Source organism: Streptomyces sp. NBC_01669 (assembly GCF_026339735.1).
Classification (GTDB): Bacteria; Actinomycetota; Actinomycetes; order Streptomycetales; family Streptomycetaceae; genus Streptomyces; species Streptomyces yanii.
The window spans coordinates 7072708-7093137 of record NZ_JAPEQG010000001.1 but is presented as its reverse complement, the minus strand read 5'-3'; the positions used below and the strand labels follow the sequence as shown (position 1 = coordinate 7093137).

18 protein-coding genes are annotated in these 20430 nt (G+C 69.3%); 3 read left to right on the top strand and 15 right to left on the bottom strand.

Annotation, left to right across the window (positions count from 1 at the left end):
• Positions 1-104: 104 nt before the first annotated feature.
• The 3 genes from fxsB to OG972_RS31795 form a co-directional block, all read right to left on the bottom strand.
• The gene (gene fxsB, locus OG972_RS31805; protein WP_266987344.1) at positions 105-2384 is read right to left on the bottom strand and encodes a radical SAM/SPASM protein FxsB, inactivated metallohydrolase extension form; all 2280 of its coding nucleotides are present in this window, start codon (positions 2382-2384) and stop codon (positions 105-107) included.
• A 30-nt stretch (positions 2385-2414) separates the two neighbouring features.
• Complete coding sequence (locus tag OG972_RS31800) at positions 2415-2579, bottom strand: FXSXX-COOH protein (RefSeq protein WP_208857661.1); 165 nt, start codon at positions 2577-2579, stop codon at positions 2415-2417.
• Between the two features lie 477 nt (positions 2580-3056).
• Complete coding sequence (locus OG972_RS31795) at positions 3057-3767, bottom strand: hypothetical protein (RefSeq protein WP_266987339.1); 711 nt, start codon at positions 3765-3767, stop codon at positions 3057-3059.
• A gap of 321 nt (positions 3768-4088) precedes the next feature.
• On the opposite strand from OG972_RS31795, the gene OG972_RS31790 reads away from it, so the two are divergent.
• Positions 4089-5018 (top strand): DUF4231 domain-containing protein, encoded by a 930-nt coding sequence (locus OG972_RS31790; RefSeq protein WP_266987337.1) that lies wholly within the window; start codon positions 4089-4091, stop codon positions 5016-5018.
• A 26-nt stretch (positions 5019-5044) separates the two neighbouring features.
• Here the strand turns inward: OG972_RS31790 and OG972_RS31785 are convergent, their stop codons facing one another.
• From OG972_RS31785 to OG972_RS31740, 10 genes are all read right to left on the bottom strand, one after another.
• Entirely contained in the window at positions 5045-5524 is a 480-nt protein-coding gene (locus OG972_RS31785) for a hypothetical protein (protein WP_266987335.1), read from the bottom strand.
• Between the two features lie 189 nt (positions 5525-5713).
• On the bottom strand, positions 5714-6613 hold the full coding sequence (locus OG972_RS31780) for a S1 family peptidase (protein WP_266987334.1): 900 nt from the start codon (positions 6611-6613) through the stop codon (positions 5714-5716).
• Between the two features lie 273 nt (positions 6614-6886).
• Positions 6887-7684 (bottom strand): DUF1684 domain-containing protein, encoded by a 798-nt coding sequence (locus OG972_RS31775; protein ID WP_266987332.1) that lies wholly within the window; start codon positions 7682-7684, stop codon positions 6887-6889.
• Positions 7685-7688: 4 nt separating this feature from the next.
• Positions 7689-9032, bottom strand: a complete 1344-nt coding sequence (locus tag OG972_RS31770) for an NtaA/DmoA family FMN-dependent monooxygenase (protein ID WP_266987330.1) — start codon at positions 9030-9032, stop codon at positions 7689-7691.
• Positions 9029-10096 carry an LLM class flavin-dependent oxidoreductase gene (locus OG972_RS31765; RefSeq protein ID WP_266987328.1) on the bottom strand — a complete coding sequence of 356 codons (1068 nt, stop codon included), beginning with the start codon at positions 10094-10096 and terminating at the stop codon, positions 9029-9031. The genes OG972_RS31770 and OG972_RS31765 overlap by 4 nt, the downstream gene beginning before the upstream one ends.
• 22 nt (positions 10097-10118) lie before the next feature.
• On the bottom strand, positions 10119-11093 hold the full coding sequence (locus tag OG972_RS31760; protein WP_266987326.1) for an ABC transporter substrate-binding protein: 975 nt from the start codon (positions 11091-11093) through the stop codon (positions 10119-10121).
• 41 nt (positions 11094-11134) lie between these two features.
• A complete protein-coding gene (locus OG972_RS31755) occupies positions 11135-11887 on the bottom strand; it encodes an amino acid ABC transporter ATP-binding protein (RefSeq protein WP_266990845.1) in 753 nt (250 codons plus the stop codon).
• Between the two features lie 41 nt (positions 11888-11928).
• Positions 11929-12846 (bottom strand): amino acid ABC transporter permease, encoded by a 918-nt coding sequence (locus tag OG972_RS31750; protein ID WP_266987324.1) that lies wholly within the window; start codon positions 12844-12846, stop codon positions 11929-11931.
• Positions 12847-12914: 68 nt separating this feature from the next.
• Positions 12915-14765, bottom strand: coding sequence for an FAD/NAD(P)-binding domain-containing protein (locus tag OG972_RS31745; RefSeq protein WP_266987322.1), 1851 nt, complete (start codon positions 14763-14765; stop codon positions 12915-12917).
• The gene (locus OG972_RS31740) at positions 14762-15661 is read right to left on the bottom strand and encodes an amino acid ABC transporter permease (RefSeq protein WP_266987320.1); all 900 of its coding nucleotides are present in this window, start codon (positions 15659-15661) and stop codon (positions 14762-14764) included. Before OG972_RS31740 ends, OG972_RS31745 begins: the two co-directional genes overlap by 4 nt.
• Before the next feature lie 506 nt (positions 15662-16167).
• Between OG972_RS31740 and OG972_RS31735 the strand changes: the two genes are divergently transcribed.
• Positions 16168-17112, top strand: a complete 945-nt coding sequence (locus OG972_RS31735) for an ABC transporter substrate-binding protein (RefSeq protein WP_266990843.1) — start codon at positions 16168-16170, stop codon at positions 17110-17112.
• A 33-nt stretch (positions 17113-17145) separates the two neighbouring features.
• Here OG972_RS31735 and OG972_RS31730 read toward each other — a convergent pair whose 3' ends face one another.
• Positions 17146-18363 (bottom strand): DUF5685 family protein, encoded by a 1218-nt coding sequence (locus OG972_RS31730; protein WP_266987318.1) that lies wholly within the window; start codon positions 18361-18363, stop codon positions 17146-17148.
• Positions 18364-18670: 307 nt separating this feature from the next.
• On the opposite strand from OG972_RS31730, the gene OG972_RS31725 reads away from it, so the two are divergent.
• Positions 18671-19114, top strand: coding sequence for a cell division protein SepF (locus OG972_RS31725; RefSeq protein ID WP_266987316.1), 444 nt, complete (start codon positions 18671-18673; stop codon positions 19112-19114).
• Between the two features lie 41 nt (positions 19115-19155).
• Here OG972_RS31725 and OG972_RS31720 read toward each other — a convergent pair whose 3' ends face one another.
• Positions 19156-20412, bottom strand: a complete 1257-nt coding sequence (locus tag OG972_RS31720; protein WP_266987314.1) for an acyl-CoA dehydrogenase family protein — start codon at positions 20410-20412, stop codon at positions 19156-19158.
• Between the last annotated feature and the right edge of the window lie 18 nt (positions 20413-20430).

Here is a 20430-nt window from a genome sequence, read left to right as displayed (position 1 = left end):
GGGAAGAATGCGAGCGAATTCATCATTCCGGAGCGGACCTTGCTCCACCCCCATGGCGTTCGGTCATTCAACGCCGCTTTTCAGTCATCCATCCTCACGCCCGGTCAATCAGGTTCTTGATCAAGAACAGTCTTGCAACTGTTCTTCCCGGATGTCCCGTGTGTACCGCTGATCTCCTTTCGGACTGCGGCCAGCAGCTGCTTTCCGTCGATGGTCAGTTCGGCCGCAGCTTCGAGTGTGTCGAGTGCCTGCGGCACCCCGTCGAGGAACCGGGGGTCGAAGAGACCCAGTCCCACCCGCTCATAGGTCATGGACAGCAGTCGGGAGAAGGGAACGGACTTTTCCTGCCAGGGCGTCCGATGGTCCCAGGCTCCGTCCGATGCGTACAGATCCGTGACATCCACGAGGGCCCTCAGCTTGGCCCGCCGGAATCCGCGGAGCAGGCCGAGCGCGAGTTCCTCGGTATCCGTGTACACGCCGATCCCCAACGCCCCGTAGCCGTGCCGCCCCACAGCGGGGTGCCCGGTGGTGAGCGGCGTCAGCGCGATCAGGCTGCCCGCCGCTTCGGCCGCCTGCTCCGGCACGACCGCCGTCAGCCGTTCCCAGGCCCCGGCGAGTCCCGCGCTCCACGCATCGGCCTCGGACTGCCCGAGCCGGGGAGCGACGGGCGTGTCGAAACAGTCCCGGTACGGGTCGAGGTCGTCGAGTACGAAGCCGGGCGCCCCGCCGACACCCACGTGACGCACCGGAAGCCAGCCAGGGTCTTCCGTCGACGTCCGCACGATCCGCCGTTCGGCGGGGTGCCCGTCCCGCCGGATCAGAAATCCGTCGTCGGTGGCGCGCACGAGGGCAGTGCCGTGCTCCCCCGCCCCACCGATCCGCGCCTCGCCGAGGGTGGGGAGGAAGATGCTGCCGTCCCGGTAGGCGACGGGGACATCCCGTTCGAGTCCGGCGCGTACGGCGGCAGCGGCCACGGACGACGACAGCCGCAGCGTCGCCGGCCGGCCGGCACCGGGCCGGCCGTCGTGCGCGGCGTCCAGCGCGTCGAGCAGCCAGGTGCGGGTGTAGGGATGGGTCAGAACACCGTCCAGGCCACCGGCGCCCGCCTCCGTCCGGTCCAAGGCCTGCACCAGCTCCCAGGCCTCGTCCCAGCGCTCTCCGCCCCGGCCGTCGAGGTCCGCGTGGAGCCGGGCGAGCAGAGTCCGCGTCAGGTCCTGGTGCGCGGCGACCAGCTCGTGCGGCTCCGCGACCGCGGCCGACTCGGTTTCCGCCGCCGTCCGCACCTCGATGCCGCGCACCAGCGCTTCGAGATCCGCGCAGTACACCGAGGGGTTGTCGAATCCGCTGTCCGAACGGTAGCGGTGTGTGTAGAGCCCCCCGCCGCACGAACGCACGACAGGGCAACGGCGACAGGTCTCGCTGACCCCGGCCAGGCCGAGCTGCCGCGCTCGCACCCCGGGGTGCGCCGCGACCTCGTCGAAGGCATGCGTGAAGACGTCGAACCCGGTGGAGGCCGCGCCTTCATAGGCGCTCTTGAGCGAGTCCACCTGTTCCAGCTGCCCGTCGGTCTCGACGACGACGAGGTCCGTGGGGGCCAGGCCCAGGGATTCGGTGAGGCTGGGTCCGCCGCTCAGGCTGGACAGGACCGAGGAGAAGAACCGCACCGGCACCGGCCGGCCCTGTTCCCTCCAGCGGTCGAAGATCGCGAGGAGCCAGTCGGCATAGGCCGTGGGCGATCCGTCCGGACGTGGCGGCGGCTGGTCCCAGGTGGCGTGCGGAAGCAGGAAGTCGATGAGCGGTGGATCGAGTTCGGCCAGGGCGTCGAACACCGCGTGCGGATCGTTCCGGATGTCGACGGTGCACAGCAGGCCGAGGTTGAGGTGCCGGTAGCGCTCCTGACGGAGGAGCTCGACGGCTCGCAGGACCAGGGGGTGGCTGGTGCGTCCGTCGGCGAAACGGCGGTGCCGGTCGTTGGCGGCCCGGTCGCCGTCGAGCGAGATGCCGACCTTGACGCCGAACTCGTCGAAGAGGTCGAGATAGCGCGGGCTGAGCTGCAGACCATTGGTATGGATCCGTAGATCGAGATCGGCGATGCCGTGCAGCGCCGAGGTGAGCTCCTCGCAGACGCGCCGCAGACGCGCGGGGCCCGCCAGGAGAGGCTCCCCTCCGTGCAGGATCACTGACACGGAGGGCAGCGCATGCGTCAGAGCATGCTCGGCCAAGCGTTGAGCGGTCCAGGAAATAGCCTCGTCAGAGATTGCCTTAGGGCGGGTACGCCAGCTCTGATCAGCATGTTCATAGACGTAACAATGATCGCAGGCAAGATCGCACCTGCTGTGCACTTTGAGCACAATTTCGCGGAAGGGGACCAGGGGTCCTGTCATTCCGTCAGTCTAGCCACCTTGCGGCGCGACTCAGAGAGCCGAGCTGAAGGTTGACGCCTTGGTGGAACGGCCGGTTGACGTGCTGAATACCCGATCGAGCTTCCTGGTGGCTTCGACGCCACGGATGTCGATCTCGGCGAGCGGCACACGGCTCTTCGCATTGGCGAAGGATGAGGTGGATTCGTTGGTCTTCACGGCCGTCCTTGATGGGATTGTTCCGGACACTGAAACGCTTCCGGCTACTGCATAAATGCAGTGTCCGGCGGCACGACTTTACTCCGCTGACAGCGCTTGGCAAATGCCGACGTCGCACGAAACGCAGCTGTCACACAGCATTACGCCAGACGGAACACGACTCGACATTCCACCGTCGGAGTGAGGAGAGAAAGCGCAGGCCGAAGCGGATGACACGAGCCAGTTCCGGAAGGCCGGGCCCTCCCCTTCGCCGGCCTGTGCGCGGGCCGGCGGGGTGCCCCTGCACCAAGGGCGGGTGATGCGCCACCCCGATTTCGGCGAAAGGTACGTGGATTTGACTTCAGGACAGATGCGCGATGCCGCGTGTCCACTTCCGCTCCGTTCACCCGCCCGGCGCCACGTTCTGCCGGTTCCGTCCGCGAACGCCCCCATCGGCTGTCTCCACCGCGACGCCGCGAAGCCTGCTTCCGGGCACTCTCAGTCGAGCGGGGCGTTGAGATCCGTCCTCGCCCCCTTCATGCAGTCCAGGACACGCTCGTGGGTGTCACCCACGACATCGGTGACCCTGAACCGCAGGTACAACGCCTCGACGTCACGGACGAACCGCTTCGAGAAGGCACCCACCAGCACCGTTTCGTATCCCCCGGTGCCCACCAGAGGGAAGCCCGTCCCGAAGCGGATGATCTGGAAGTCCTGTGCGACGACGAGCCCGGCAGCGGTCAGTTCGGTCACGGCCTCGTCGAGATCGACCCACTGCGCATCGGCGGAGTCGGCCTGCCCGGCCAGGACGAGGCGGCAGTCCCAAGTGTCGATCACGGCAAGGTGCTGCCCGCCGTTGAGCACGCCGACGCGCCACGCGGACGCGTCCTCCTTCAGATGCCCCTTCTGCCAGGATCCGCGCCAGCCCAGATACGGCCGCACCGTGCGGGCGTACTGCGCCCTGGCCAGGACCGCGCCACCGGCGACGGCCAGCAGACTGCCCAGGGCGTCCATGTCGAGCAGGTGCAGGCGCCACGGCCATTCGGTCTGCGCCTCGGCTGTGATGTTGGAGCGGATCACTTCCCAGAGAAGGATCGCGGTGAGCAGTGCGAGCAGCACGAGGGGTGTGGTGAACAGCAGTGGGCTTCGTCGGATCCTCCGTTGGGCACCGGCCGGCGACTGAACGTCGCCCTCGTTCGTTTCCTGCACCTTCGCTCCCCCCGGCGAGAGGCGAGACCCGGACACCACCAATGGGGAACTCGCCTGCAACAAAAGCAAGTTGACCAACCATGCCACAGCGTTTCGGATCGCACGAGAGCGACCGGATCCACATCCGGGGAAGCAGTCGTCGCCCAGGGCACCATTGCAGTGTCCGGGCGGGCGACTCTACTCTCGTGCACCCGGTCGGCCTCCGCCCACGCACGCGTGCGCCCCGGGCACCGCACAGGGGCCTTCCAGACCTTCCGGCCGGGCCGGACAGGCCATCCGCCTGGCCGAACGAGCAAGTCCAAAACTGCAGACGGGGTGAACATGACGGCGATTCCCGGACCGCTTCAGTCCATGGTCTTCAGGAGCGAGGACCTCCCGGCGCTCTTCCACCACACGGACGCCATCGCCATCGCACGTCAGCGGGAGGCGGTCAATACGACCCGCGGCCAGCTGATCCTGCTCGTGGTGGGTGCCGTTCCGGCGGCCCTGCCGTGGCACGGCAGCATCGGTGGCTCATTCCAACTGCTCGACGCCGTCGGCGCGTTGGCCTATCTCGGGGTTCTGGTCACGACGTATGTCGCTTCCCGGCGCAAAGCAAAGTCGCATTGGCAACTGAACCGCTCCGCCGCCGAGTTCATCAAGTCGATGTGCTGGCGCTACGCCGTCCACGGCTCCCCGTTCGACACCGGTACCCAGCACCCGGAAGCGGTGTTCGCCAACCGGCTCGAGGAGGGTCTGCAGGAGCTCAGGAAGGTCGGCTGGGTGGACCCCCGGGACGAGATGAACGATGCCGGCAGCGGGCTCATCACGGAGTCCATGCGAGAGCTACGGAGCAGGGCGTTCACGGTCCGCAAGGAGACGTACGTACGGGACCGGCTGATCGAACAGCGGCGCTGGTACCGCAGGCGCCAGCAGGTTTCGCGGCGCGGCGCGTTCGTCTGGTCGAGCGCCATCGCCGCATTGACCACCCCGGCGCTGACGCTCAGCCTGCTGCAGACGTTCGGGACTGCCCGGTCCTTCGCCCTGACGGGGGCGCTCTCGGCGGCAGCGGCCGCCTGCCTCGCATGGAACGAGATGCGCCGCCATCACCCGCTGATATCCGCGCACTCGCTGGTCGAGAAGGACCTGGAGTCGATGCAGGCCGCCATGGAGACCAGCCTGACCGAACGGCAGTGGCCGGTCGCGGTCTTCGAGACCGAGCGGATCGTCTCCCCCGAACACACCGACTGGCTGGCCCGGCACCGCATGTGAGGCGAGGCCGGTGAGATGACGTCGGATCAGGCGCGCTCGACCCCGTCGCGCCAGATCACCGTGACCGGGCGGCCGAGCGTCCGCGCGTACGTCACGATGTCGCCCGTGCCGCCGAAGCCGCGGGCCGGCCGGCCGTCCCACACTGCGAGCAGCCGGTCGCAGTGATCGGCGATATAGGCGCCCGCGGCGTAGTACGCCTCGTCGGTGGAGTGCGGGAAGTCCAGCAGCACCTCCCGGGCCGCCCGGCCCTTGAGGCTCCGGTAGCGGGCCCGTTCGGCGCCGGCGGCGAACGATGTCTCGTAGTCCCCACTGGGGATGACGACGGTCAGTTCGGCCCCGTGGGCGAGTGCCAGGTCGGCGAAGAGCTGATCCGCGCCCACGGCCAGGCTGGAGAGGGCTTCCAGGGAGCCGTCGAGCCCGCAGAGCGCCGCCCGGATCCCGGCCAGCACATGGGCGTGTGCCTCCTCGGGAATGCTGCGATGGCCGGTCACTCCGATGCGTTTCACGGACTGGAACCCCCTGGAGTGTCTCCGGGGGTTCCCGGAGACATCCCTCCGGGAGGCACAGCATCCGCCCCCGTTGTTCCTGCGCGACCGACCTCCCCCACATCCTCTCAAAAGCCGCGGGGTGTGCGGGAGCCCCCGCCCGGAATTCGGGCGAGGGCTCCGTCATGTGTGCGATCGGGTGCCGGTGCGTCAGTAGACGCTGACGCCGTATGCGCTGAGCGCCTCGGTGACCGGCTGGAAGTACGTCGTACCGCCGGAGCTGCAGTTGCCGCTGCCGCCCGAGGTCAGTCCGATCGCCTTCGTCCCGGAGTAGAGGGGACCGCCGGAGTCGCCTGGCTCCGCACAGACATTCGTCTTGATCATGCCGTAGACGATGTCTCCGCCGCCGTAGTTGACCGTGGCGTTGAGACCGGTGACGGATCCGCTGTGGATGCCGGTGGTGGAGCCGCGACGGGTGACGGACATGCCGACCGTGGCGTTGGCCGCGCTGGTGATGTCCTGGCTGCCGACGGTACCCGCGTGGGCGACGGAGGTGTTGTCGTACCGCACCAGGCCGTAGTCATTGGTCGGGAAGCTGGATCCGACCGTCGGGCCGATGTACGTCGAGTTCGACGAGTTGGTGTACCAGGGCGGGTTGCCGTCGGTGCAGTGACCGGCGGTCAGGAAGTAGTACGTGCTGCCGCTGCGGACGTTGAAGCCGAGGGAGCAGCGCCAGCCGGGGGCGTAGATGGCGTCGCCGCCGGAGAGCAGCTTGCTGAAGGTGCCGGATGTGCGCTCGATGCGCAGGGCGCCCGCATTGGCGCCGGCGGACTTCTTGATCTGCTTGATCTCGGCCTGGGTGACCGTGCTGTCGGCGGTGACGACGAGGGTCTTGGTCGCCGGGTCTATGTTCCAGGCGGTACCGGCGATGTCGGCGCCGAGCACCGCATCACTGGCGGCGGAGAGCTGGTTGGCGCTGAATGTCGTGGTGGAGTCGGCCTGGGCGCTGGGGACGGCGATTGCGGCGACGGCAACCAGGCCCGCGGCGACCGCGACGATCCGGCTTCGTCTCGCTGTGGCGCTGAGGGGGGTGGTGCGCTTGTTCCTCACTTGTCATTCCTCCCGAGGGGAAACGGGGGTCCGCCTGTGGGGTGGTCGGACCCGTGAGGCGCAGTCGGGGGCACGGTCGCGTCTCCGCATTTCGGATGCGACGTGCTCCTGACAAGCGCTGCTCGGGAGTATTCAAGGCGTCAACTTCTTGCGCAAGAGGGCCCTTTGGCCTGAGCTCACCGCAACGGGCCGCGTCCCTCCCACCGCTCGCCCGCAAAGGCCCCGGCAGCGCGCGGGTTGCCGGGGCCTGAACCGATCGGGTGCGGTGGTGCGTCAGTGGTCGATCCGGTTCCGCTCCCCCGCCGCGACAGCGACCGGCAGGGTGTTGCCGGGCGGCGGGAAGGGGCAGATGAAGTGGTCGGCGAAGGCGCACGGCGGCAGCAGCGCGCGGTTGAGGTCGACGGTCACACTGCCGTCCTCGGCCGGCGCGGCCGGCCGCAGGAAGCGGAAGCGGTAGCTGCTGTTCCCGCTGGTGGCGTCGGCGAAGACCGCCCAGAGCGAGCCGTCGTGCTCGACCGCGACCTGAAGCGTGTACTCGGTGCCGTCCACCTCGAAGGCGATCTCGCCGCCGAGGCCGAGCCCCCGCTCGACACCGTCGGCGTTCTCGACCCGGACCGTGCGGGCGGTGGCGTACGGGCGGAAGGTGCCGGACAGCGCCCAGCGGGCGTCGTACGGCGTCGCGTCGATGGCACGGAAGGCCTTACGTGCCGGGGAGTCCGGGTCGAAGTCCCGTACGGCCCAGAGCCCTTCGCGGCTCAGCACGACCAGCCGGCGCTCGCCGTGCGCGACGCGGGACTCGTCGATCGGGCCGCGGTCCGCGGTGAGCCGCGCCTCGCCGGTGAACGGCTTCCCGTCGACGGTGAGCCCGTCCTCGACAACGGCCGTGAGCACCAGTTCGTCGCCGTCCTCACGCCACTGCCCGGGAAGGGCCGGGATTCGACCCTCCGGGTAGTCGGAGAGCCAGTGGGTACCGGTGAGGGAGAGCGGTCCGTAGGGCGCCGAGACCGTGGCCGTGCGCTCCTCGTGCCAGTGGATCCAGTCCTGGGCTGCCTGCTGTGCGTCCGTACTCATGCGATCAACCTTTCCACACCGGCTCGGTCAGCCCGAGATGCGACCGCAGAGTGGAACCGGTGTATTCGGAGCGGAAGGCTCCGCGTTCTTGGAGGAGCGGGACGACCCGGTCGACGAAGTCGTCGAGGCCGCCCGGCGTGAGATGCGGTACGAGGATGAAACCGTCGGCCGCGTCGGTCGAGACGAACTCGATCAGTTCCGCGGCGACCGTCTCCGGGCTGCCGATGAACGACTGCCGGCCGGTCGTCTCGATCACCGTCTGCCGGATGGACAGCCCCTTGGCCTGCGACAGCGCGCGCCACCGGGCGGCCACCTCAAGCTGGTCACCGATCCTGACCCGGCCCTGCACCAGAGTCGAATCGGGGACCGGGTCGATCTCGGGGAGCGGCCCGTCGGGATCGTACGAGGAGAGGTCACGGCCCCAGATCTGCTCCAGGGCGAGGATCGCGTTCTGCGGGGAGATCTGCTGGAGCCGGATCTCGGCCGCACGCTCCTGCGCCTCGGCGTCGCTGTCGCCGAGGACGAAGGTGACCCCGGGCATGATCTTCAGTTCGTCGGGTTCCCGGCCGTACTTCGCCAGCCTCGCCTTGACGTCGGCGTAGAAGGTGCGGCCCGCCTCCAGGGTTCCGTGCCGGGTGAAGATGACGTCGGCGGCGGACGCGGCGAACTCGCGGCCCTCCCCGGAGTCTCCGGCCTGGATGACGACCGGGTGACCCTGCGGGGAGCGCGGGACGGTGAACTCGCCCTCGATGGTGAAGTGCTGCCCGTGGTGGCGGAACGGGCGCGGGGTCCCGTCGGGAGTCCAGGTGTCCCACAGTTCGCGGGCGGTGGCGACGAACTCGGCGGCCCGGGTGTAGGGGGTCCCCCCTGTTCGAGCGGAGCCGAGAACTTGGGGGAGGTCGGCCCGGTCGAGGTAGCCGCCGCGCCGGAAGTTCTCCCCGGTGAAGGCGTCGGAGGAGGTGACGACGTTCCAGGCGGCCCGGCCGGCGCTCAGGTGATCGAGGGTGGCGAGCCGGCGTGCCAGTTCGTAGGGCTCGTTGAAGGTGGCGTTGACGGTCGCGGCGAGCCCGAGCCGGTCGGTGACGGCGGCCAGCGCGCTCAGCACCGTGAGGGACTCGGGACGGCCTACCACGTCCAGGTCGTGGATCCGCCCGTTGTGCTCGCGCAGCCGCAGCCCTTCCGCGAGGAAGAAGAAGTCGAACCTGCCGCGCTCCGCCGTGCGGGCGAGGTGCTCGAAGGAGGAGAAGTCGATCTGGCTCTTCGAGCGGGGGTCGGACCAGACGGTGGTGTTGTTCACGCCGGGGAAGTGGGCGGCGAGATGCATCTGCTTCTGCGTCGGTGCGGTCATGCTCGTCCCTCCGCGAGGACGTATCGGCTGGCCGGCCGCGCCAGCCCCAGGTGCTCGCGGAGCGTTCCCCCGGGGTAGAAGGTGCGGAACAGGCTGCGGTGCTGCAGCAGGGCCACGGTGCCGTTGACGATCCGTTCGAGATCGCGTGCGGGCGTGATGGGTGTGAGGTGGAAACCGTCGACGGCTCCGCCCCGGTGCCACTGGCCGATGAGTTCGGCGAGGTCGACCGGGCCACCGCGGTAGTACGAGCCCCTGGCGGCGAGCCGCGGTCCGCTCTCCGGACCGGGTTCGGGTACGGTCTCGGCGTCCCCGAGATCCACGGTGAGCGCCACCAGCACCCGCAGGGCGTCGGGGTCGCGACCATACGTCGCGGCACGGCGCCGTACCTCCGCCCGGATGCCTGCGGCCTGCTCGGGCGTGGTGGCCCGTACGAGCACGACATCGGCGTGGCGGGCGGCGGCGTCCTGGCTCGGTCCGCCCGTCCCGTCGATGACGGTGACCGGGTGGCCCTGCGGGGGCCGGGGCACGATGGCGGGTCCGCGGACGGTGAAGGTGGCGCCCTCGAAGTCGACGTAGTGCAGCTTGGCGCGGTCGATGAAGCGCCCGGTGGCGACGTCACGGATCTCCGCGTCGTCCTCCCAGCTGTCCCAGAGCCGGGCGCCGACCTCGGCGGTGTCGGCGGCCTCGCGCCACAGGTCCGCGGCGGGTGCGGCGGGCCGCCGGCCGAAGAGCCGGGCCTCGGCTCCGGTCGTCGACACCTCGGCGCTCCAGCCCGCCCGGCCGCGGCTCACCCAGTCCAGGGTGGCCACGGCGGACGAGACGTGGAACGGCTCGGTGTGGGTGGTGGTGACGGTCGGCACCAGCCCGATCCGGCGGGTGGCGGGCGCGACCCGGGAGAGCACGGCGAGCGCGTCGAGCCCGGGGCGGGCGAACGAGTCGCCGAGGGTGACGAAGTCGAGGGTCCCGCGCTCGGCCAGCTGGGCGAGCGCGGTGTAGTGCGGGGCGTCGTAGTGGGGCGGACCGCCGATCTCGGCGGCCAGATGAAGTGCGGCGGTGGCAGGCATGGCTGTGCGGACCTCTCGGGGCTCAGTTCTTGGGCTGGGGAAGGCCGGGCGGGTTGATCTCGGACTTCCCGACGGCCTCGTTGGAGAGCCCCCAGCGCTTCAGCACCCTGGCGTACGAGCCGTCCTCGATGATGTGGTCGATGGCGGCCGCGTACGCCTCGACCAGGCCGCTGCCCTTCTTCGTGGTGGCGGCGATCTTCCCCTGGACCCCGTCGCCGCCGCCCGACAGCGTGCCGACGATCTCGGACTGACCGGCGGACGCGACGTGGTAGTTGGCGGACGGGCTGGGGCCGAGGTAGGCGTCGATCCGGCCGGACTGGAGCGCCAGGTAGTAGTCGGTGTCCTTCTGGAAGTACTTGATGTCGACGGGCTTGCGCCCGGCCTTCTCGTTCTGTTCGCTCCAGTCGACGAGGATCTTCTCCTGGTTGGTGCCGGACGAGACGGCGATGGTCTTCCCCGCCACGTCCTTCGGGCCCTTCACCTTCCAGCCGGAGCCCTTCTTCGCCTCGAAGGCGATGTTGTCGAGACGGTAGGTCGCGAAGTCGTACTTCTCCTTGCGCTCCTCGGTGACCGTGACGTTCGACAGGACACCGTCGAACTTGGAGCTGTCGAGGCCGACGAAGAGGTTTTCCCAGGAGACCTGCTCGAACTGCGGCTTCAGCCCGAGCGTGTCGGCGATCAGGGTCGCTATGTCGATCTCGGAGCCGATCCGAGTCCTGTCGTCCGTGGCGTAGAAGCCGAGCGGCGGGAACGCGTCGGCGCTCGCGCCCAGCCGCAGCGTGCCGCGTTCACGGACGGCCTTCGGCACCTTCGCCGCGACGGCGTCGACCTTCCTGCCTCTGATCCGGTGCTGGTCGGGCCCGATGTTGATGCCGGTGCCCTTCTGCCCCTTCGGCTTGATCTCGTCGGTGGCGGCGTCGCTGGTACCGCAGGCGGTGAGCAGCCCCGCGGCGGTGAGGGTGGCGAGCGCGGCGGCGAGGGTGCGGCGGACGGACACGTGCGTACTCCTTGGGGGAAGGGTGGAAGAGGACATGGAGGTCACAGGACCTTGGAGAGGAAGGCGCGGGTGCGCGGGTTGTCCGGGCGGTCGAGTACGTCGGCGGGGGCGCCCTGCTCGACGATCCGGCCCTCGTCCATGAAGACCACGGTGTCGGCGACCTCGCGGGCGAAGCCGATCTCGTGCGTGACGACGATCATCGTGGTGCCGCCGCGCGCCAAGTCCTTGATGACATCGAGGACTTCGCCGACCAGTTCGGGGTCGAGCGCCGAGGTCGGCTCGTCGAAGAGCAGCAGCTTCGGTTCCAGGGCCAGCGCGCGGGCGATGGCGACGCGCTGCTGCTGCCCGCCGGAGAGCTGCTTGGGGTACACCCCCGCCTTGTCGGCGAGCCCGACCCTGGCGAGGAGCTTCTCGGCGGCGGCGACGGCGTCCTTGCGGGGGCGTCGCAGCGCGGAGACCGGCGCCTCGATGATGTTCTCCAGGACCGTGAGGTGCGGGAAGAGGTTGAAGTTCTGGAAGACGAAGCCGATCCGGGTGCGCTGACGCAGGACCTCGCGCTCGCGGAGCTCGTACAGCTTGTTGCCGTCCCTGCGGTAGCCGACAAGGGTGCCGTCGAAGCTGATCCAGCCGTGGTCGACCTTCTCCAGGTGGTTGATGGTGCGCAGCAGCGTGGACTTGCCGGAGCCGGACGGGCCGAGGACCACGGTCACTTCTCCGGCGCGTACGGACAGGTCGATGCCGCGCAGGACTTCGAGGGTGCCGAAGCTCTTGTGCACGGCGCGGATCTCGACCATGACGTCCGGGGAATCGGTGGTGGTGTCCTTGGTGGTGCTGCTCATCGCGCGGCCCCCTTGGCGTAGTGACGTTCGACGTAGTGCTGGAGGACGGAGAGCGCGGTGGTCAGGAGGATGTACCAGACGGTGGCGACCATGAGCAGGGGCACGACCCTGCCGTTGCGCCCGTAGACGACCTGGACCTGGTAGAAGAGCTCGCCGATCGCCATCACCGAGACGATCGAGGTGCCTTTGAAGAGCGAGATGATCTCGTTGGCGGCGTTCGGCAGGATGGAACGCATCGCCTGCGGCAGCACGATCCGCCACAGCTGCCGGTACCGCGGGATCCCGAGGGCGGCCGCCGCCTCCAACTGTCCGCTGTCCACAGCGAGTACACCGCCGCGGACGATCTCCGCCGCGTAAGCGGCCTGATGCAGGGCGAGTCCGAGGACGGCCGCGCTCATCGCACCGACGAGGTTCATCGTGTCGAAGGAGAAGAAGCCGGGTCCGAAGGGGATGCCGAACTGCAACTCCTTGTAGAGATAGGCGAGGTTGAACCAGAAGAGCAGCTGGACGATGAGCGGGATGGAGCGGAAAGCCCAGATGTACGCGTAGGCGACCGCGCTGAGGAACGGGCTGGCCGACAGGCGCATGAAGGCGAGCACGATGCCGAGCGCGAAGCCGATAACCGTTCCGTAGAAGGTCAGTTGGAGGGTGACCCCGACGGCCTTGAGGATGGTCTCGGCGGTGAAGAAGCGGGCGAAGACGTCCCACTCCCAGCCGGGGTTGGTGACCAGGCCGTGCAGGAACTGGGCGAGCAGGACGGCGGTGACGGCGACGGCGACCCAGCGCCAGGGGTGGCGTACGGGGACGACGGTGAGCGCACCGTGGTCGACGCCGCCATCCATATCGGTAGCGGTTCCGGAATCGGTGTGCGGACCGGTTGGCCGGTCGAGAGGTGGATCGCTGGTGAGCGACATGGGAGTCCTTGGGCTGCGGGCGATGGAGCTACGGAGTACGGGGGTACGAGGCCGGGAGGGCGTCGGGGTCAGGCGCTGAGGCGATCACTGCCGCCGCTGCAGAGCAGGTCCCGGAGGAACGTGAGCGCCGTGCGGGCGGTGGCGTCGTTCTGCCGGAACGCCGGGCCGCCGGTGCGCGGCCGGGTGAAGGCGCCGCTCGCCCGTGCGGTGGTGTGAGGACCGAGGGCGAAACGACGGGGGTGGGGGCGTCCGTCACGGCCCACGATCCGGCCGTCGTCAGGGTGGACGGAGAGCAGTCCGGTGGCGGTGGCTGCGGCCCCGTCCTCGTACAGCGCCTGAAGGATCGGGCTGCGGGTGCGTTCCAGGGACGGCTCCGGCAGCCGGGCCTCGACGAGTGCGCGGGCCTCGATCCACTCCCCCGGCACGGTGGCGCTGCCGGCCCGGAAGATGCCCCGCTCCTCGTCCGCCTCGACGGTCGTTCCGGCGCCGAGGAAGCGGACGACACCGGCCCGGGAGAGGGCGAGGAGCTGGTGCAGCCGGGGGCCCGGCGGGCCGGATGCGAGGTAGCTGAAGAAGCCGTGCCACCAGCTGCCGATGTCGCCGAGCCGCATCAACTGCCCGTAGGCGGTCAGCAGCCCGAGGAAGACGGCGAGGTCCTCGCTGTGGGCGGGGTCGTGGCGGCGGTCGAGGTCGGCGGTGATGTAGTCGCGCAGTCCTTGTTGGAGTGCGTCGTACGACGGGTAGCGCACTTTGTCCAGGGGGCGGTCGAGCGCGTCGAGGTCGAGCCGGTCGGCGGGGTCGGGAACCGCAGCGGCTACGAGGGCGTGCAGTTCGGGGCTGTCCGGGTCGGTGGCCGCATACTTCTCCTCGAAGACCGGCCAGTCGACCGTCGTGCGCTCGGCATGGGCGGTGAAGAGCCGGTGGTAGTGGGCATACCCGAGCTCTTTGTCGACAAGTGGCCATACATCGCGCCGGAAGTCGAGCGGCTCGGACCGGCTCAGCAGCTCCTCGGTCCGGTCCGGGCCGAGGAAGCGCGGCAGCGGCGGACGTTCGCCCTGCCAGCCGTAGCCGATCTTCGAGTGGTACGGGACTCCGCGCCGCGACCCGACGTACAGCACGGGTTCCTTGCCTGAGGGCAGGTACGCGCCGTTCTCGTACCGTCCGCCGCGCCCCTCGGTGAGGAGCACCATCAGATCGATGAAGGCGAGCCCGAAGCCCCGGACGATGACCGGTTCGCCCGCTTGCAGGACCGAGAGATCACTGTCGGCGGTGAAGTCGGGCGGCAGGTGGACGAGCCCGTGCCGCTCCGCGAACTTTGCAAGTTCGACGTGCTCGGGGGCCGGTTCGGCATCGAGGTGGCCGATGGTGAGCACGACGAGGTCGGCCGTCAGCGGTTCGTCGCGTCCCTGCAGCCAGACGCGCTGCCGGCCGCCACGCGGACCGGTGACGCGCAGGGCGCGGCCGCGGTGCTCGTGCACGGTGATGCCCTGCGGGAGCGTGGACACCGCCTGCTCGTACACCCAGCCCAAATAGGCGCTCTGCAGCCGCCTGCTGGGAAAGTTCTGGCCACCCAACGCCCGTATTTCAGAGAGGAGTTCAGGTTCAGTCCGGACAGTGACCCGCCCTTCGCGGACGTCCGCCGCCCAGGCGTGCAGTGCGGGCCCCGGCCGTATCGGCCCCTCCTGCTGGACCGTGTCGTCGGTGAACATGGTGACGTCCTCGGCCATGGAGTTCATCCACAGCAGCGGGGACTGGTCGCGCCGCCAGATCCGGCCGCCGCCGGGCGGGTGCGGGTCGACGAGATGGATGTCGAGCTGCCGGCCCTCGTACAGCTCGGGGGCGTTGGCGGCGATGCGCTCGATGAGACCGGTGCCGCGCGGTCCGGCGCCGACGACGACGAGGGTGGGTCGCTCGCTCATCGGGCACCCGCCGTGCCGCGCGCGTAGTGCCGTTCGATGCAGTGCTGGCCGATGCTGAGCAGCGAGGTGACGGCCACGTACCAGAGGGTGGCGACCAGCAGCAACGGGATGACCTGGTAGGTGCGGTGGTACACGAGCTGCACCGAGTACAGCAGGTCCTGCACGGCGATGACGCTGACGATCGAGGTGCCCTTGAGGGTGCCGATCAGCATGTTCCCGGCGGGCGGGACGATGGAACGCATCGCCTGCGGCAGCACGATCCTGCGCAACCGACGCCAGGCACCGAGACCCAGCGACTGGGCGGCCTCGATCTGTCCGCGTTCGACGGAGAGGATGCCGCCGCGGACGACCTCCGCCGCGTAGGCGGCCTCATGGAGGGTGAGCCCGATGACGGCGACCGTGACGGGTCCGAGGAGGTTGACCGTACGGACGCCGAGAATCTGCGGGTAGAGCGCTCCGATGTTGAACCAGAAAAGCAGCTGGACCAGGATCGGGGTGGACCTGAAAAGCCATACGTAGCCCCAACTGACCACCTGGAGAACACGGTTGGTGGAGAGCCTGAGTACGGCCAGCAGTGTACCGAGGGCGAAGCCGAGCACCATGACGAGCGCCGTCAGCCAGAGGGTGAGGCCGAGACCGCGCAGGACCGATGCGGTGGTGAAGTAGTCGCCGACGACATCCCACTGGAAGGCGCCGTTGCGGATGACGGAGCTCAGCGCCAGGGCAAGAAGCACCAGGACCGCAACGGCCGCCGCCCACTGGCCTGTTCGGCGCACCGGGACGATCCGCAGCGGTTCGGCATCATGGACCGTGTCGCTGCCCTTCGAGAGCGGGACCGGGTCCTTCGAGAGCGGGGCCGGACGTGGTTGAGGGAATGCATCTGTCTGCGCAGACATGCGAAGGCTCCGTGGATGCAGAGATCGAACACGGGACGTGCCTTCACGCACAACACAACGCGGACCGGGCCCCTCAGCGCGATCCGTCTCTGAGATAAGCGCTGTTCATGACGCGCTGTCAAGCTTGTCCACACTGTGAGCCGTACGTCTCACCTCGGTTGACGGGCCACGGATCGCCTGTTCCACTGGGGCCATGCATTCGCAGCAGTGGCTGGTCAAGCGCTCCCACATCGACTTCGGTCGCGTGTGGTCCTCTTCCTGTTGAGCTGACCCCCTGCGGTTCCTCGCTTCCGCGCCTCGCGCCCTGTCCGGCGCCTGAGCACTGTTCCCTGCGTGTCTTCGCGTACACAACATCGCTGCACCCTCCCCTCGCCTGATCGCTCTTCGCCGTTCGCTGTTCCGAACGCCATCCGCTCTTCCTTCGCCCCGACCGTGGCCGTGCTGCCGTGGCGTGTGCTTTCGCGCTGCCCGACTGCCTGTTCACGGTCGACGACCCGGAGAACCTCATGCCCCGTACCCGGCACACCGCTGCCTTCGCGCTGATCACCGTTGCCGCCCTTGCTCTCACCGCATGCGGGTCGGACGACCCGGCGGCCGCGCCGGCCGGCGCGGCCGGGACCGCCGCCGCCACGGGGAAGATCCCCACGCAGGACGTCGTGTCCTCGGTGAGGAAGAACCAGGCCGCGGCAGCGCTGCTCCCCGCCGACGTCCGCGCCTCCGGCACACTGACCATCGCCTCCAGCGTCGGCTCGCCGCCGGGCGCCACCTATCTGCCGGACGGGAAGACCGTGGCCGGTACCGACATCGACATCGCGGACGCCGCTGCCAGGGCGCTGGGGCTCAGGCTGAAGCGCGAGACAGCCGCCTTCGAGGCGATCCTGCCCGCTCTGGACAGCGGGAAGTACAACCTGGGGACCGGGAACTTCGGGGTCACCGACGAGCGGCGCAGGACGATCGACTTCGTCACGTACCTCAATGACGGGCAGGGCTTCGCGGTCCGGGACGACAGCAAGCTGGCGAAGGTCACCGATCTCACCCAGCTCTGCGGCCTGACCGTGGGCACCACCGCGGGCACCACGTTCGAAGTGACGCTGGAGGAGAACAGACACCGGTGCGCCGACGCGGGCAAGAAGCCGTACGACGTGAAGACCTACTCCGATCCGGGCGCCATCTGGGCCTCGCTCCAGCAGGGTCGCAGCGACGTGGTGATGTCGACCATCAACGGGTTGCGCTACGCGGTGGGCCAGCAGGAGGGCGTGCGCTTCCTCAACGAGTTCAAGCGGCTCGACGTCGGCTTCGCGTTCAAGAAGGGCACTCCGCTGGCGCCCGCTTTTCAGGCAGCGGTCAACGGGCTCAAGGCGGACGGGACGTACGACCGCATCCTGAAGAAGTGGGGCATCGGCGCGTCGGCGATCGAGACCTCGCAGATCTCGCCGCCCGAGATCAAGTGACCCGGGGCTGCTGAGCCGCGCCCGAAGCGTGGCTCAGCAGTCGCACCCGCAGTCGCAGTCGCAGCAGTCGCAGTTGCTGCAGCAGTCAGCGCAGTTGCTGCAGCAGTCGCAGGCATCGCAGCAGTCGCATTGGCTGCACAGACCCTCGCGGCGCTGTCGGCTCCACGGGTCCTCGAAGGTCCCGCAGCACATCTGGCAGGTGCAGGCGAGTCCCGCCCACACCAGACATCCTGCGATCAGCCCGCGCCGGTCGCGCGGCGGCTCCGGCGGGGGCGACGGCGGGCCGAACGGGCTGCCGGGGGCGTTCGGTGCGTACGGATTGCCGGGTGGCGGCCCGAAGGCCCCGGTGACGCCGTGTCCACCGGCCCGGTGCGCATCCGCCTGATGGGAGCACGTCTCCGTGGCGAACGCGCGATCCACCGACCGGCGCAGTTCATGCACGAGCAGCACATGCCCCAGCTTGTCGTCGGTGAATTCGACGTCGCGCAGCGCCAGCCGTACGCCGCTCAGCGCGTCGTCGCACAGCCGCCGGGCCTCGGCGCGCGAGGTACCGGTGGCGGTGAGCGGGTTCCAGGCGCCCGACACCGCGTCAGCTTCCTGGTCCTCCACGGCATCCAGCAGATGGGCCAGCCGCCCGAAGAGCCGGCCGGCCTCGGCGAGCGGCTCGACGTTCTGCGGCTTGCCCGCGAGTACGGCGGTGTGGGCGAAGGCCGCCGCGGTGGCCGTCTCGGTGGGCTCGGTGACCGTCAGCAGCGGGGTGCCGAGCCCCGCGAGTCGCTCGATGCCGGTCTGCCGATCGACGGCGTCGACGAGGACCGCGGTGTCGAAGCCCAACTGTGCACCGGTGCGCGCCCCGGCCCTGTCCCAGCCCGCGGCGACCCGGCGGGCGGCTGCGGCGACCGGGCGGCGCTTCAACAGCCCGTCCCGGTCGGCGACGTGGTCCCGTACCTTTGCCGAGGCCAGCACCAGCGAGACGGCGGCGGCGAGCCTGGCCCCTTCGCCGCGGGCGACCGGCGCGGTCCGCATGGCGCGCAGCGGGCAGGGACCCGCGGTGCGCCACCGGCCCGTGGTGCGCTCCGCCTGAGCCTCCGTCAGGACCGAGACGATCAGGCCGTCGTAGTTCGTGACGATCCGGGCGAACTGACCGTGGTCCGAGCGGAGTGCGAGACAGAGCCCGCAGAGATGGGCCATCCACGCGGTCCTGAGCCCCTCGGACAACCGATGGGTGCAGGGCCTGACTATTCCGAACACGACAATCCCCCGAGAGCCGTTCAGCCATGCGCAGCGCTCGTGCGGGTGCGCGACGGGCATCGTATCGAGTGACCCGTTCCCCCGTACGTCCCCCATGTCACCCGTACGGGCCGGAGCATCATATTTTCTTTTCCCAGGGGTCCAATACGGGAGGAACCTTGACGAATCGCCACATCTTTTGCACCAGTAGCGTCACGAATCGCCTACGCGCCGACTATCCACTTGGCGCACGATCCGCATCATGGTCGACCATAGGGATACGAAAGAGATGCGGAACACCAAGGAACCGCGGTGAGAGGAGGCGTCCATGGGATCGGTGCGCAAGGCGAGTGCCTGGCTGGGCCTCGTAGAGGACAACGACGAGCGTTACTACGACGACGACGAGTACGCCGAGGGTGCACGGACCGGGACCGGCAATGCCTGGGTGACCGACCCACGGGTGCAGGTGGTCTCCGAGGCTGCCGAGGAGACGGGCCGACGGATCGCCACGGTCACCCCGGACAGCTTCCGGGACGCGCGCGCCATCGGCGAGCTCTTCCGGGACGGCGTCCCGGTGATCATCAACCTCACGGCCATGGACCCTGCCGATGCGAAGCGTGTCGTGGACTTCGCCGCGGGGCTGATCTTCGGACTGCGCGGTTCGATCGACCGCGTGGCCACCCGGGTCTTCCTGCTGACCCCGGCCGACACCCGGGTGCTCAACGGCGAAGCCGCCGGCCGGCCGGCCGACGGCTTCTTCAACCAGAGCTGAGCAGGGCGCTCGCCGGATCGGTCCGGCCGGCGTCCCCCGTTCTACCGGAATGCGTCCAGGCCGGTGAGCGCCTTGCCCAGCACCAGCTGGTGCATCTCCACGGTGCCCTCGTACGTGAGCACCGACTCCAGATTCGTCGCATGCCGCATCACCGGGTATTCGAGCGAGATCCCGTTGGCGCCGAGGATCGTGCGCGAGGTGCGGCAGATCTCGATGGCCTCCCGCACATTGTTGAGCTTTCCGAAACTGACCTGTTCCGGGCGGAGCCTGCCCGCGTCCAGCCGACGGCCCAGATGGTGGGCGAGCAGGATGCCCTTGTGCAGTTCGACGGCCATGTCCGCGAGCTTGGCCTGAGTGAGCTGGAAACCACCGATCGGCTTGCCGAACTGTTCCCGGTTCTTCGCGTAGTCGACCGCCGCCTCGAAGCTGGACCGCGCCGCGCCCATGGCCCCCCAGACGATGCCGTAGCGGGCATGACTGAGACAGCTGAGCGGTCCGCGCAGGCCGGTGACCCCGGGGAGTACGGCGTCGGCGGGCAGCCGTACCTCGTCGAGGACCAGCTCGCTGGTGACCGAGGCACGCAGGGACCACTTGTGCTTGATCTCGGGCGCGGAGAAGCCGGGGGTGTCCGTCGGCACGACGAAGCCGCGGATGCCGCTGCCGCCGCTGCCCTCGTCGGTCTGCGCCCAGACGACGGCGACCCCGGCCACCGAGCCGTTGGTGATCCACATCTTGCGGCCGTTGAGCACCCAGTCTCCCCCGCTCCCGGCTCCGCCCGAGCGGGAGGTGCCCCCTCCGAGGCGCTTGGCGTGCATCCGCATCCCGGCCGGGTCGGAGCCGTGATCCGGCTCGGTGAGTCCGAAGCAGCCGATGATCTCGCCGGCCGCCATGCCCGGCAACCACTGCTGCTTCTGCTCCTCGGAGCCGAAGCGGTGAATGGCGTACATGGCGAGAGAGCCCTGCACGGAGACGAGCGAGCGGATCCCGGAGTCCGCCGCTTCGAGCTCCAGGCAGGCCAGTCCGTACTGGACGGCGGTGGCGCCCGCGCAGCCGTATCCCTGCAGGGACATGCCGAGGGCGCCGATCGAGCCGAGTTCACGGGCTAGCTCACGGATGCCGGGCAGCTCGCCGTTCTCGTACCACTCGGCAATGTGCGGCAGGATCCGGTCGGCGGCCCAGGCGCGGACGGTGGAGCGGATCGCGAGGTCCTCGGGGTCGAGCAGATCGTCGATGCCGATCGGGTCGCCGGGGTCGAAGGGCGGGAGCTTCGACGGCTTCGCGGGAGATGGGGTGGACATGAGGGTGCCTCCGGCGGC